Annotated in this window: 12 protein-coding genes; 5 read left to right on the top strand and 7 right to left on the bottom strand. The window is 53.7% G+C overall.

All coding sequences use genetic code 11. From position 1 onward, the window contains the following. Positions 1-4: 4 nt before the first annotated feature. Together OGV83_RS05510 and yeaG are read right to left on the bottom strand one after the other, a co-directional pair. Positions 5-1,288 carry a YeaH/YhbH family protein gene (locus OGV83_RS05510; protein ID WP_058669020.1) on the bottom strand — a complete coding sequence of 428 codons (1,284 nt, stop codon included), beginning with the start codon at positions 1,286-1,288 and terminating at the stop codon, positions 5-7. Positions 1,289-1,492: 204 nt separating this feature from the next. Next, positions 1,493-3,427, bottom strand: a complete 1,935-nt coding sequence (gene yeaG / locus OGV83_RS05515) for a protein kinase YeaG (protein WP_012132672.1) — start codon at positions 3,425-3,427, stop codon at positions 1,493-1,495. Between the two features lie 432 nt (positions 3,428-3,859). Here yeaG and OGV83_RS05520 point away from each other — a divergent pair, with 432 nt between their 5' ends. Then, entirely contained in the window at positions 3,860-4,606 is a 747-nt protein-coding gene (locus OGV83_RS05520) for a MipA/OmpV family protein (protein ID WP_012132670.1), read from the top strand. A 209-nt stretch (positions 4,607-4,815) separates the two neighbouring features. On the opposite strand, the gene OGV83_RS05525 is transcribed toward OGV83_RS05520, so the two are convergent. Further along, on the bottom strand, positions 4,816-5,700 hold the full coding sequence (locus OGV83_RS05525; protein ID WP_047457434.1) for a D-hexose-6-phosphate mutarotase: 885 nt from the start codon (positions 5,698-5,700) through the stop codon (positions 4,816-4,818). Positions 5,701-5,784: 84 nt separating this feature from the next. After that, a complete protein-coding gene (gapA, locus tag OGV83_RS05530; RefSeq protein ID WP_012132666.1) occupies positions 5,785-6,780 on the bottom strand; it encodes a glyceraldehyde-3-phosphate dehydrogenase in 996 nt (331 codons plus the stop codon). A gap of 341 nt (positions 6,781-7,121) precedes the next feature. Between gapA and msrB the strand changes: the two genes are divergently transcribed. Both msrB and OGV83_RS05540 read left to right on the top strand, forming a co-directional pair. After that, positions 7,122-7,535, top strand: a complete 414-nt coding sequence (gene msrB, locus OGV83_RS05535) for a peptide-methionine (R)-S-oxide reductase MsrB (protein WP_047457431.1) — start codon at positions 7,122-7,124, stop codon at positions 7,533-7,535. A gap of 41 nt (positions 7,536-7,576) precedes the next feature. Beyond that, the gene (locus OGV83_RS05540) at positions 7,577-7,852 is read left to right on the top strand and encodes a YeaC family protein (protein WP_012132664.1); all 276 of its coding nucleotides are present in this window, start codon (positions 7,577-7,579) and stop codon (positions 7,850-7,852) included. A gap of 104 nt (positions 7,853-7,956) precedes the next feature. On the opposite strand, the gene pncA is transcribed toward OGV83_RS05540, so the two are convergent. The 3 genes from pncA to sppA form a co-directional block, all read right to left on the bottom strand. After that, the gene (pncA, locus tag OGV83_RS05545; protein ID WP_286463241.1) at positions 7,957-8,598 is read right to left on the bottom strand and encodes a bifunctional nicotinamidase/pyrazinamidase; all 642 of its coding nucleotides are present in this window, start codon (positions 8,596-8,598) and stop codon (positions 7,957-7,959) included. 10 nt (positions 8,599-8,608) lie between these two features. Next, positions 8,609-9,625: an asparaginase gene (gene ansA, locus OGV83_RS05550; RefSeq protein ID WP_049008792.1), complete on the bottom strand. Its 1,017-nt coding sequence runs from the start codon at positions 9,623-9,625 to the stop codon at positions 8,609-8,611. 127 nt (positions 9,626-9,752) lie between these two features. Continuing rightward, positions 9,753-11,609, bottom strand: a complete 1,857-nt coding sequence (gene sppA / locus OGV83_RS05555; RefSeq protein ID WP_058669023.1) for a signal peptide peptidase SppA — start codon at positions 11,607-11,609, stop codon at positions 9,753-9,755. 180 nt (positions 11,610-11,789) lie between these two features. Here sppA and OGV83_RS05560 point away from each other — a divergent pair, with 180 nt between their 5' ends. After that, positions 11,790-12,341 carry an NAD(P)H nitroreductase gene (locus tag OGV83_RS05560; protein ID WP_104868743.1) on the top strand — a complete coding sequence of 184 codons (552 nt, stop codon included), beginning with the start codon at positions 11,790-11,792 and terminating at the stop codon, positions 12,339-12,341. Between the two features lie 160 nt (positions 12,342-12,501). Further along, positions 12,502-13,545 carry a selenide, water dikinase SelD gene (selD, locus tag OGV83_RS05565; RefSeq protein ID WP_024130393.1) on the top strand — a complete coding sequence of 348 codons (1,044 nt, stop codon included), beginning with the start codon at positions 12,502-12,504 and terminating at the stop codon, positions 13,543-13,545. Positions 13,546-13,549: the final 4 nt, after the last annotated feature.

A 13,549-nucleotide genomic window follows, 5' to 3' on the forward strand; every position in this document is an offset into this window, starting at 1 on the left:
ATTTCTAGTCTTTACTTGTCGTACTTTGTTTCTGGAACAGTTCACGGAAGACCGGATAGATATCATCCTGGTCGCGGATATGCTGCATCGCAAAGTTATCAAAGGTCGATTGCAGATGCTCATATTCGCGCCATAAGGTCTGGTGGGCGCGGCGGGTGATTTCGATATAGCTGTAATAGCGCACCACCGGCAGCAGTTTTTTCGCCAGAATCTCATGACACAGCGGAGAGTCATCTGCCCAGTTATCGCCATCCGAAGCCTGCGCCGCGTAGATATTCCACTGCGCCGGGTCGTAGCGATCTTTCACTACCTCATCCATCAATTTCAGGGCGCTGGAGACGATAGTGCCACCGGTTTCCTGGGAGTAGAAGAACTCATGCTCATCCACCTCTTTTGCCTGCGTATGGTGGCGGATATAGACCACTTCAACGTTCTTATAGGTTCGGCTGAGGAACAGGTAGAGCAGGATATAAAAACGTTTGGCCATATCTTTGGTGGCCTGATCCATCGAACCGGATACGTCCATCAGGCAGAACATCACGGCCTGGCTGGAAGGGTCAGGGCGCTTTTCATAATTTTTGTAGCGTAAATCAAAGGTGTCGATAAAGGGGACACGGTCGATTTTTGCCCGCAGTTCGGCAATCTCTTTACGTAGCCGCTCCTCTTCCAGCAACTGCGCGGGTTCGCTTTTGGTGATGATGTCCAGGTCGTCCTCAAGCGCGCGCAGCTCCCGACGTTTACCCGCAGTCATCGCCGTGCGGCGCGCCAGAGAGTTTTGCAGGGAACGCACCACGCTGATGTTGGCCGGAACGCCGTTGGAGGTAAAACCCGCGCGGTGGGTTTTATACTCAGTAAGCTGCCGTTGCTGATTTTTTTTCAGGTTAGGCAGCGCTAAATCTTCAAAGAGCAGATCCAGATACTCATCTTTGGAAATCTGAAAGACGAATTCATCCTGACCCTCACCATCCTGACTGGCCTGGCCTTGCCCACTCCCGGAACCACCGCCGCCACCTTGTGGACGCTCAATGCGATCGTTCTGTACGAAATGATCGTTGCCGGGGTGTACGCGATGGCGCAAGCCGCCCCGTCCCTGATGAAACATCGGTTCGCTGATGTCATCCGTCGGGATTGAGACGGACTCGCCGCTCTCTACATCGGTCACCGAACGTTTATTAATGGCCTCGGAGATCGACTGTTTAATTTGCGCTTTATAACGGCGTAAGAAGCGCTGGCGGTTCACCATGCTCTTGTTTTTACCGTTAAGACGCCGGTCAATAAACCAGGTCATAAGCCCCCCGTACTGCATTTGCCAACTTACGCTTCATCCTTCAAGTTGTCTCTGCGTTGGCTGTATTCGCTCACCCCAGTCACGTACTTATGTACGCTCCTGGGGATTCACTCATTTGCCGCCTTGATACCTCTTGAATGATTTCGCGTACAAAAGAATTGTTGGCCCGGTAAACGGATAAAATTTTCCGGGCCATTTATGCTGTTAAGACGATTTACGTACGCGCAGATACCATTCGCACAGCAGGCGAACCTGCTTACGGGTATAACCTTTCTCCATCATGCGGTCGACAAAATCGTCGTGTTTTTTCTGCTCGTCGGTTGAGGTTTTCGCGTTAAACGAAATCACCGGCAGCAGCTCCTCGGTATTCGAGAACATTTTCTTCTCAATAACCGTGCGCAGTTTTTCGTAACTGGTCCAGTTTGGATTGCGACCGCTGTTATTCGCTCTGGCACGCAGAACGAAGTTGACGATCTCGTTACGGAAATCTTTCGGGTTGCTGATGCCCGCCGGTTTTTCGATTTTCTCCAGTTCAGCGTTCAGTGACTCGCGGTCAAAGAGCTGGCCGGTATCCGGGTCGCGATATTCCTGATCCTGAATCCAGAAATCCGCATAGGTGACATAACGATCAAAAATGTTCTGTCCGTACTCGGAATAGGATTCCAGATAGGCGGTCTGGATCTCTTTGCCAATAAACTCGGCGTATTTCGGGATCAGATAACCTTTCAGGAACTCCAGGTAGCGTTCGGCCAGCTCCTGCGGGAACTGTTCGCGCTCGATTTGCTGCTCCAGTACGTAGAACAGATGCACCGGGTTGGCGGCCACTTCGGCATGGTCAAAGTTAAACACGCGGGAGAGGATCTTAAACGCGAAACGCGTGGACAGACCGTTCATCCCTTCATCGACGCCGGCGTAATCCCGGTATTCCTGATAGGACTTAGCTTTCGGGTCGGTATCTTTCAGGCTTTCGCCATCATAGACGCGCATTTTCGAGTAGATGCTCGAGTTTTCCGGCTCTTTCAGACGAGAAAGAATCGAGAAGCGCGACAGGGTTTCCAGCGTACCCGGCGCGCATGGCGCATGAGTCAGCTCACTGTGATTCAGCAGCTTCTCGTAGATTTTGATCTCTTCGGAAATGCGTAAGCAATACGGCACCTTCACAATGTAAACACGGTCGAGGAAGGCTTCGTTATTTTTGTTGTTGCGGAAAGTCACCCATTCGGATTCGTTCGAGTGGGCAAGAATAATACCGTTAAACGGCAGGGCGGAGATACCTTCCGTCCCGTTATAGTTACCTTCCTGAGTGGCGGTCAGCAGAGGATGCAGCACTTTAATCGGTGCTTTAAACATCTCGACGAACTCCATGATCCCCTGGTTAGCGCGGCACAGCGCGCCGGAATAGCCATAGGCATCCGGGTCGTTTTGCGCGTGGTGTTCGAGTTTACGAATATCCACCTTGCCGACCAGCGCGGAAATATCCTGGTTGTTTTCATCGCCGGGTTCTGTTTTGGCGATAGCAATCTGTTCCAGAATGGACGGCCAGACTTTGATGACGCGGAATTTGGTAATATCCCCGCCGAACTCATGCAGACGTTTTGCGGCCCACGGCGACATAATAGTGCCGAGATAGCGGCGCGGAATGCCGTACTCTTTTTCCAGAATCTGCGCGTCCTCCTGCGGATTAAACAGGCATAACGGGTGATCGTTTACCGGACTACGCTCACCGTTGGCGCTCAGAACATAAATAGGCACATGCTGCATCAAAGATTTCAGTCGCTCGGCCAGCGACGATTTACCGCCCCCTACAGGCCCCAACAGATACAGGATCTGTTTCTTCTCTTCCAGCCCCTGAGCCGCGTGTTTCAGATAAGAGACAATCTGTTCAATCGCGTCTTCCATGCCGTAAAACTCTTCGAATGCGGGATAGCGAGCGATGACCCGGTTCGAAAAGAGTCGAGAAAGTCGAGGTTCCTGGGCAGTATCGACCATGACAGGCTCACCAATAGCCATCAGTAGCCGCTCTGCCGCGTTGGCATAAGCACTGCGATCTTGCCGACAAGTGGTAAGAAACTCCTGCAGTGTGAACTCTTCGTCCTTGGCAGCTTCATAGCGCTGGCGATAGTGATCGAATATATTCATGGTATGCCGTCCTTTCGTTTTTTAGCACATGGTAAGAGCCGTTCATATGAATAGTAGAGGCTCCCGGAAGAGGTAACTGAACGACGTCTCTACTGATAAACAGCAACTCTCATGCCACAACGCTGAGCAAGAGATCAACGTGCCCGGTGATACACCTTCTTAAAATTAAGCGTAGATGGCATTTGCAAAACTTGCCTGTGCGCATAAATGAATTTCAATGGCATATCAATAACTCATCCGCTAAAAGTGCATGGTTATGTAAAGAAAAGAGATGAAAGTCATCCCGCGTTCATCCGACTGCAAGCAAACTGTCATCCACTATTGAGAAATTAACCGGTTACAGAGAGTGAAACGAATAAGTAAAATAGTTGGGTTGAAACGTATTGGCAGTTACACTTTTGGCGCTAAACATTTGAATAAGGAATATGGATTGTGACCAAACTCAAACTTCTGGCATTTGGCGTGCTTATCGCCACATCAGCTGGCGTAGCGCAAGCTGAAAACGACTTGACGCTGGGCGCTGGCGTTGGTGTGGTTGAACATCCTTACAAAGATTACGATGCTGATGTGTATCCGGTGCCGGTTATCAACTATGAAAGTGATAACTTCTGGTTCCGGGGGCTGGGCGGCGGATACTACCTGTGGAACGACAAAGCGGATAAATTGTCGATTACCGCGTACTGGTCTCCGCTGTACTTTAAGCCGGGTGACAGCGACGATCGCCGACTGCGCGAACTCGACAAGCGTAAGAGCACCATGATGGCGGGCCTGTCTTACATCCACAATACCGAATACGGTTTCCTGCGCACCACGCTGGCGGGCGATACGCTGGATAACAGCAACGGCATCGTGTGGGATCTGGCCTGGTTGTACCGCTATACCAATGGCGCGCTGACGCTGACGCCGGGTATTGGCGTGCAGTGGAACAGCGAAAACCAGAATGAATACTACTATGGCGTTTCGCGCAAAGAGTCCTCGCGCAGCGGCCTGCGTAGCTACGATCCAGAAAGCGGCTGGAACCCGTACCTGGAAATCAGCGCTAACTACAACTTCCTCGGGGACTGGAGCGTTTACGGTACAGCGCGTTATACCCGTTTGTCGGATGAAGTGACCGACAGCCCGATGGTTGATAAATCCTGGACCGGCCTAATCTCAACCGGGATCACCTATAAGTTCTGATTGTGCATTTTTACAGTGCAATTCGTGCATCAAAACAGGGCGCTTGCGCTCTGTTTTGCTTTGCGGTGGTGCATTGATGGGGAGGATGCGATGACAGGACGTGGTACATGGGTGAGAATGCCAGCGCAGAGATGTACGCAGACGGCGGTGCCGACAGGTTGCAGGCCGGATAAGATGCGTCAGCATCGTCATCCGGCATCAGTCAAGCCTTAACGTTTTGCGACGCGAATTGTTTGCACCAGGCGAGACGGTTTTTCTTCGCTGGCTTTTTGCGGCGCTGTGGCATAAGCCGTTTCCACACAGACAAAGGTTTTGTAGCCATCATCCGGCATGTCGCCCATGCTGGCGGCGAGTGCCGGGCCAGGGTTCCATCCCACAACGTTAATGTTGTGATGGTGGATGACGTCAATGTTGCGGTTCAGCGCGTCATCGTGGATGACGCTACAGGCTTCCGGGTTCAGGTAAACGCGGTCAGTACGATCCGGGAACGTCTGGACGCCGTCTGCCAGCACATCTTCTTTGGCGTCGTTCACTTTATCAATGAAACGGTCGCCAAGGCCGCTGACCTTAACTGCGGCGATATCGCCGACGTTAAAGTAGGTGTGCAGGGCAGACGTGGTTTCGAATTCGCCGTGGGCCTCCAGTTCGATCTCACAGGTTTTACCCACTTTGAAGCGCGCAAGCAGGGTGAAATCGTGCGGCCAGTACTGGCGAGTCGCCTCACTGCTCTGTAGTTCAAATGTCAGTACCGCGCCGTTGTCGTCTTCGTTGTGGGCTTTCAGCGCCCACGGCAGGTTACGGGCAAAGCCGTGAGACGGCAGACCCTGCTGCGCAGAGGGGCCAAACCACGGCCAGCAGATCGGTACGCCGCCACGCAGCGCAACGCCTGTTTTAAACGGTGTGTTGTTGCTCAGCCACAGCACTTCTTCGGCGCCTGCTGGTTTCCAGGAGAGCAAATGTGCGCCTTGGAGTGCAAAAGACGCCTTAACTTGCGGGTGATCGACGACGATCACGTCAAGCTCGTCGAGCTGGCGGCGGGAGAGGACAGGGGTAATTTGTTCGATGACCGGGAGAGCGAAAATTGTGTTAATCATGATGCAATCCTTGGAGTTGAAAACTCTTAGCCATAAAAAAAGGCGACCGGAGGTCGCCTTTTGGGATCAATTTCTCATCTCAACTTATTTGGAGATGTGAGCAATCAGATCCAGAACTTTGTTGGAGTAGCCGGTTTCGTTGTCGTACCAGGAGACCAGTTTCACGAAGTTGTCGTTCAGCGCGATACCTGCTTTAGCATCGAACACGGAAGTGCACACTTCGCCGTTGAAATCGGTAGATACTACGTCGTCTTCGGTGTAACCCAGAACGCCTTTCATCGGGCCTTCGGAAGCAGCTTTGATCGCTTTCTTAATGTCTTCGTAAGAAGCCGCTTTTTCCAGACGAACGGTCAGGTCAACAACGGATACGTTCGGAGTCGGAACGCGGAACGCCATACCAGTCAGTTTGCCGTTCAGTTCCGGCAGCACTTTACCTACCGCTTTAGCAGCACCGGTAGAGGACGGGATGATGTTCTGAGCTGCGCCACGGCCGCCGCGCCAGTCTTTGTGAGACGGGCCGTCAACGGTTTTCTGAGTAGCGGTGGTCGCGTGAACGGTGGTCATCAGACCTTCGATGATACCGAAGTTGTCGTTGATAACTTTAGCCAGCGGCGCCAGGCAGTTAGTGGTGCAGGATGCGTTGGAAACGATGTCCTGGCCTTCGTATTTGTCAAAGTTAGCGCCTTTAACAAACATCGGAGTGTTGTCTTTGGACGGGCCCGTCAGAACCACTTTTTTCGCGCCAGCAGTGATGTGCTTACGTGCGGTTTCGTCAGTCAGGAAGATACCGGTAGCTTCAGCAACTACGTCAACACCAACTTCGTCCCATTTCAGGTTAGCCGGATCACGTTCAGCGGTAACACGGATTTTTTTACCGTTAACGATCAGATGACCGTCTTTCACTTCAACGGTGCCATCGAAACGACCGTGAGTGGAGTCATATTTCAGCATGTAAGCCATGTATTCAGCGTCTAACAGATCGTTGATTGCAACAATCTCAATGTCAGAACGTTTCTGAGCAGCACGGAAAACAATGCGACCGATACGGCCAAAACCGTTGATACCTACTTTGATAGTCATATATTCCACCAGCTATTTGTTAGTGAATAAAAGGTTGCCTGTAAAATTACAAAAACCTTACGCAGCGTCAAGCGGAATCGTGTCAATCATTGCGACAAATCAATCCTCTGTACAAGCTTTGCACGGCTGACTCGCCTCACTCTTCCTTTCGGCTTGAAACCACATGGGGGCGGCGCCCCGAATTTTAAAGGGCAACTGAGATAAAAACGTGATTTCGATCACGATTCATAAGCTGCCATTTCGCAAGGATCAAGTTTAGAACAAAAGTTCACACTGGGGTGTTAATGTTTTGTTAGAATCGGTCACGCAATGTGAGTATGGCTAAAGCGAGATGTGAGCAAATGGCTAATCAACCCTCTGCGGAAGATCTGAAAAAAAAGTTGTCCGAAATGCAATTCTACGTGACGCAGAATCACGGTACGGAACCGCCATTTACCGGGCGTTTGCTGCATAATAAGCGTGATGGCGTCTACCACTGTCTGGTCTGCGACGCGCCGCTGTTTCATTCCCAAACCAAGTATGATTCCGGCTGCGGCTGGCCGAGCTTTTACGAGCCGGTCAGTGAAGAATCTATCCGTTACATTAAGGACTTTTCCCACGGGATGCAGCGTATAGAAATTCGCTGCGGCAACTGTGATGCGCACCTGGGACATGTCTTTTCGGATGGCCCACAGCCGACGGGTGAGCGTTATTGCGTCAATTCGGCCTCATTAAGCTTCACCGATGATGAAAACGGCGAACAAACTAAGGGCTGAAAAAACGATTCAGCAAATTATTCCACAGGAGCGGACTTATCATGAATCTTGATGAGATGATCGACAGCATGACGCCGGAAGTTTATCAGCGCTTATCTACCGCCGTTGAGCTGGGAAAATGGCCGGACGGCGTTGCGCTGACGCCGGAGCAAAAAGAGAACAGCATGCAACTGGTGATGCTCTGGCAGGCGCGGCACAATACCGACGCGCAGCATATGACCATTGATACCAACGGTCAGATGGTGATGAAAAGTAAGCAGCAGTTGAAAGAGGATTTTGGCATTGCGCCAAAATCGATTGCGACGCTGAAACTGTAATGTAGCCTTTTTTGTTGGTAGCCTGATGGCGCTTCGCTTATCAGGCCTACAAAGCGATAACCAGTAGGCCTGATAAGCGAAGCGCCATCAGGCAGTAAGAACACCTAACCCTGCGTCTCTTCCCAGTCTGCCAGCGTATACAGCGTGGCGCCAGCGGCCGCCATCTCCATAAAGGCGTGCGCGCTGTCCTGCGGCTGAATATTCACACCACGGCAGCCATCGGTAATCACATTCACCGTATAACCCAGTTGCAGCGCATCCAGCACGGTAAACTTCACGCAGTAATCGGTCGCCAGCCCCATCACGATCAGCGTCTGTACGCCGTTCTCCCGAAGCCAGGCGTCCAGGGCGGTTTTCTGGCGGCGTCCGTTATCAAAAAAGGCGCTGTAGCTGTCCACCTGCGGATTCTCGCCTTTATGGAAAACCGCGTCGATGGTGTTCTGCCTGAGCAGGGGATGCAGGGCCGCGCCGTCGCTATTTTGTACGCAGTGATCGGGCCAGAAGGTTTGCGCTAAACCGTCCAGTTGTCCCTGGCTGTAGGGCTGCGCCTGATGCTGGCTGGCGAAACTGCCGTGTCCGGCAGGATGCCAGTCCTGGCTGGCGATCACTGTGTCGCCGCGCGCTTTACACCAGGCGATAAGACGGTTTGCTACGTCCACGGTGCTGTCACCTTCAGGGACGGCCAGCGCGCCGCCGGCGCAAAAATCATTCTGCAAATCAACCAGCAGTAAGGCCCGGGTCGTCATGAAAAGCTCCTTATTCGTCTGGCGTCAGTTCACCGCGCAGATTTTGCGTCATCGCGGTACGAATGGTCTGTGTATCCAGATTCTGGCTTAACAAGTAGTGCAGCTTAGTCAGCGTTGCTTCAACGGTCATATCCGCGCCGCCGATCACGCCCGCATGCGCCAGCGCGTTGCCGGTGGCATACCCACCCATATTCACCTTGCCGGACATGCATTGCGTCAGGTTAACCACCACGATACCGCGTGAACTCGCATCCTCCAGTTCTTTGAGGAACTCTTTGTTCTGCGGCGCGTTACCGACGCCGTAAGAACGCAGGATCAGCGCTTTTACCGGCTGGCGCAGGAAGTTACGCACCACTTCGGCAGAAATTCCCGGATAAATGGTGACGACGCCAATAGGCTGCGGCGTGATTGGGTGAACAATCAGCTCGCCTTCGCCGTGCGGCGCGGGCGGCGTACTTAAGCGACGGATATGAATTCCGGCTTCCAGTAGCGGCTGAAGGTTGGGGGAGGCGAACGCGTCAAAGCCATCGGCATGCGCTTTTGTCGTGCGGTTGCCGCGAAACAGCCGATTATTGAAAAAGAGGGTGACCTCATTGATGGGGTAATTCGCGGCGACATACAGGGCATTCAGCAGATTAATCTGCCCATCGGAGCGCAGTTCCGCTAGCGGAATTTGTGACCCTGTCACAATTACCGGCTTACCCAGATTCTCCAGCATGAAGGAGAGCGCCGAGGCGGTAAACGCCATCGTGTCCGTGCCGTGGAGGATGACAAAGCCGTCATAGTCGGCGTAACGCGCTTTGATGTCTTCTGCGATATGCTGCCAGTCTTCCGGCGTCATATCGGATGAGTCCATCAGCGGGGCATATTCATGAATGGTGAAGTCCGGCATTTCCGGGCGGTGAAATTCGGGCATCAGCGCCAGCTGGCGCTGGAGATGGCCTGATACTGGAATGTAACCCTGTTCCGAGCGCTGCATACCAATCGTACCGCCGGTATAGGCAACGTAAATCGATTTTTTCTGCATGGCAATGTTCTTACGAAGTGAAGTCTCTTATATTGCCGGAGGCGGTTGCGCCTTATCCGGCCTACAAATTACGCGAAACTCGTAGGCCGGATAAGATGCGATAGCATCGCCATCCGGCAATGGCAATTTAGCGCACGTTCGCGCAGGTCAGGCAGAACGCATAACGGTTTTGCGGATCGTTAAAGGCAGCCAGTTTATCACTCTCTGCTTTTACCGCGCTGGCGGCTGTCGCCAGCGGCGCCGGGAGCATCGCCTGAATGGCTTCCGGCAGCATTGCGCGCACGGAGCCGGACATGCTGTCCATGATTCTGTCGAAGAATGTCGGTTCATCCTGATAATACTCAAGATGCCATTGCTTCAGTTTAGCCAGCTCTGCGGCTTTGGCGATGGCGTCGTCGAAGTCGCCCAGACTGTCTACCAGACCATTCGCTTTTGCATCCTGACCGGTCCAGACATGCCCCTGCGCGATTTTATCAATCTGCGCCGGGGTGCTCTTACGCGCATCGGCAACCAGCGTGATAAAGCGTTTGTAGCCATTCTCAATGCTGAGCTGCATCATCTGCTGCACTTCAGGCGGCAGCGATTTGGTGACAGAAACGTCCGCCAGCGGCGAGGTGGCAACGCCATCGGTATGCACGCCGATCGAATCCAGGCTGTTCTCAACGGTGTTGATAACGCCAAAAATGCCGATTGAGCCTGTCAGGGTGCTCGGGTTCGCCACAATGTAGCTTGCCGGGGTGGAGATCCAGTAACCGCCGGATGCCGCCATTCCGCCCATCGACACCACAACCGGCTTGCCTGCGGCTTTCGCAGCGGCCAGTTCGGAGCGAATGACTTCAGAGGCGCTGACGCTGCCGCCGGGGCTGTTTACGCGCAGCACAATCGCTTTCACTTTCGGGTCCAGGCGCGCATCGCGGATTTGCGACGCTGTCGTGTCGCCGCCAACGTTGCCCGGCGTCTCTTCACCGTCCATAATCGCGCCATTGGCGAACACGACGCCAATACCGTCGCCGGTATCCGCAGGCGTTTTCAGCGAATAATCGTAATAGCTGATGGCCCGATAGTTGTTTTCTGCTTTGCTCCAGCCAAACTGTTTGGTCAGCGCTTTTTCCACTTCGGCGTTAGACGCCAGCGCATCCACCAGTTTGTTGTCGAGCGCGTATTTCGCGGTATCGCCATCCACTTTGCTCAGCCCGTCGAGCATAGCCTGCGCGCCAGGGAAGACCTGCTGCGCGGGGATCTGACGGTTCGCCGCAACGGTGTTCAGGTAGTTTTGCCACAGCTCGCCAATCCAGCGGCTGTCCGCTTCGCGCGCGGCAGGCGACATATCATCGCGGATAAACGGTTCCACGGCGGATTTATAGGTGCCGACGCGGAAAACGTGCGTGGAGACTTTCAGCTTATCCAGCAAGGATTTGTAATACAGGCCGTTGGTTGCGAAGCCGTGCAGATCGACCGTACCCTGCGGAGAAAGCCAGATTTTATTGGCGAAGCTCGCCAGGTAATATTGCCCCTGACTGTAGCTGTCGCCTACGGCAAAGACCGGCTTGCCGCTATCGCGAAATTCGCGCAGCGCTTTCCCGATGTACTGCATGGAAGGCTGATCGGCGCCCGCGAAGTTTTTCAGATCCATCACGATGCCGGTGATATTGCGATCGTCTTTCGCCTGACGAATGGTGTTGACGATATCAAACAGTGAGTTTTCTTGCAGGCGGTCAGAGCTGGCGCCAAACAGCTGTCGGCCAATGACGCCCAGGCGGTTGGTGCTGGACGGTTTATCGACGATCACGCCGGAAATATCCAACAGCAGCGCGCCGCGTGCAGTTTGTTGGCTGGTATTGCCATCGCTAAGCTGCATCCAGATACCGACACCCACCAGAACCAGAAAGATGAAGAACAGGTTGAGCACCAGTTCCCGGACGAAATTCAGCAGTCGCCATGTCCACTTAAAAAATCCGGCAATAAATCGCCACAGGGTTCGCATGTATTCTCCCTACCAGATTAACATTCCGCTATCTCCGTCATACTCAGAGAGAAAGCGTATAAGATGTGGGTATCGTAATGACCAGGCAGGCACTTGTCAGCAGGAATCACTGCCTGTGCTGTAACTAAATCCCCTCTCGTGTTAATTTTGTGAATAAATATCATTGCTGGAGTTAACCAAATGGACGCACTCGAATTACTTGTAAACCGTCGTAGCGCCTCTCGTCTGGCCGAACCCGCGCCTGCGGGTGAACAGTTACAAAATATTCTGCGCGCGGGCATGCGCGTACCCGATCACAAATCCCTGCAACCCTGGCGTTTTTTTGTGATTGAAGGTGAGGGGCGTGAGCGCTTCAGCGCTGTTCTGGAGCAGGGCGCCATTGCGGCGGAAGGCGATGAGAAAGCGATAGAGAAAGCGCGCACCGCGCCATTTCGCGCGCCGCTGATCATCACGGTGGTGGCGAAATGCGAGGAGAACCACAAAGTGCCGCTGTGGGAGCAGGAGATGTCAGCAGGATGTGCGGTTATGGCGATGCAGATGGCGGCGATTGCGCAAGGCTTCAACGGCATCTGGCGCAGCGGGGCGTTAACCGAAAGCCCGGTGGTTCGCGAGGCGTTCGACTGTCGCGCACAGGATAAAATTGTGGGCTTCCTCTATCTGGGCACGCCGCAGCTGAAAGCGTCAACGACCATCAGCGTACCGGACCCGACGCCTTTCGTGACGTATTTCTAAGCGTCATGGCCCCGGCAGGCGGCTTTTTCGATGAGCGCCTGCCGATTATTCGGCAAAACTGTCTGGATTATGAGCAAAGACGCCGGAATTCAGACACTCTCTCTTACCACGTCATGGAATGAGCGCTACCATAGCCCGATTGCAATGACAGGAGATGTCCATGAGCGAGCACGCTATTCGTTTAACGCAATACAGCCACGGAGCCGGTTGCGGTTGTAAAATTTCCCCTAAAGTGTTGGAAACCATCCTGCACAGCGAGCAGGCGAAGTTTGTCGACCCGAACCTGCTTGTGGGCAATGAAACCCGCGATGACGCGGCGGTATACGACCTGGGTAATGGCACCAGTATCATCAGCACCACCGACTTCTTTATGCCGATTGTCGATAATCCGTTCGATTTTGGCCGTATTGCGGCGACCAACGCCATCAGCGATATCTTCGCGATGGGCGGCAAACCGATTATGGCGATCGCCATTCTGGGCTGGCCTATCAACAAACTGTCGCCGGAAATTGCCCGGGAAGTCACCGAAGGCGGGCGTTTTGCTTGTCGTCAGGCGGGTATTGCGCTGGCGGGCGGGCACTCTATCGACGCGCCTGAGCCCATTTTCGGTCTGGCTGTCACCGGCGTGGTGCCGACCGAGCGCGTGAAGAAAAACAGCACCGCGCAGGCCGGATGCAAACTGTTCCTCACCAAGCCGCTGGGCATTGGCGTGTTGACCACCGCCGAGAAAAAATCACTGCTCAAGCCGGAACATCAGGGGCTGGCGACAGAAGTGATGTGCCGGATGAACATTGCGGGGGCGTCGTTTGCCCATATCGACGGCGTGAAAGCAATGACCGACGTGACCGGTTTTGGTCTGCTGGGGCACCTTAGCGAAATGTGCCAGGGCGCAGGCGTGCAGGCGCGGATCTGCTATCAGGACATTCCAAAACTGCCGGGCGTCGAAGAGTACATTAAACTTGGCGCAGTGCCGGGGGGGACGGAGCGTAATTTCGCCAGCTACGGCCATCTGATGGGCGACATGCCGCGCGAGGTGCGTGACCTGCTGTGCGATCCGCAAACGTCTGGCGGTCTGCTGCTTGCGGTGACGCCGGAAGCGGTAGAGGAAGTGAAAGTCACCGCGGCGGAGTTTGGTATTGAACTGACGGCGATTGGTGAACTGGTTGACGCCCGTGGCGGTCGCGCCATGGTAGAGATCCGTTAATTCG

Source organism: Citrobacter sp. CK189 (assembly GCF_030333505.1).
Taxonomy (GTDB): Bacteria; Pseudomonadota; Gammaproteobacteria; order Enterobacterales; family Enterobacteriaceae; genus Citrobacter_B; species Citrobacter_B koseri.

Coding starts and splice junctions, on each gene's coding strand:
- OGV83_RS05510 (WP_058669020.1), bottom strand. CDS start 1,288: ATGACCTGGTTTATTGACCGGCGTCTTAACGGTAAAAACAAGAGCATG.
- yeaG (WP_012132672.1), bottom strand. CDS start 3,427: ATGAATATATTCGATCACTATCGCCAGCGCTATGAAGCTGCCAAGGAC.
- OGV83_RS05525 (WP_047457434.1), bottom strand. CDS start 5,700: ATGATTAACACAATTTTCGCTCTCCCGGTCATCGAACAAATTACCCCT.
- gapA (WP_012132666.1), bottom strand. CDS start 6,780: ATGACTATCAAAGTAGGTATCAACGGTTTTGGCCGTATCGGTCGCATT.
- msrB (WP_047457431.1), top strand. CDS start 7,122: ATGGCTAATCAACCCTCTGCGGAAGATCTGAAAAAAAAGTTGTCCGAA.
- OGV83_RS05540 (WP_012132664.1), top strand. CDS start 7,577: ATGAATCTTGATGAGATGATCGACAGCATGACGCCGGAAGTTTATCAG.
- pncA (WP_286463241.1), bottom strand. CDS start 8,598: ATGACGACCCGGGCCTTACTGCTGGTTGATTTGCAGAATGATTTTTGC.
- ansA (WP_049008792.1), bottom strand. CDS start 9,625: ATGCAGAAAAAATCGATTTACGTTGCCTATACCGGCGGTACGATTGGT.
- sppA (WP_058669023.1), bottom strand. CDS start 11,609: ATGCGAACCCTGTGGCGATTTATTGCCGGATTTTTTAAGTGGACATGG.
- OGV83_RS05560 (WP_104868743.1), top strand. CDS start 11,790: ATGGACGCACTCGAATTACTTGTAAACCGTCGTAGCGCCTCTCGTCTG.
- selD (WP_024130393.1), top strand. CDS start 12,502: ATGAGCGAGCACGCTATTCGTTTAACGCAATACAGCCACGGAGCCGGT.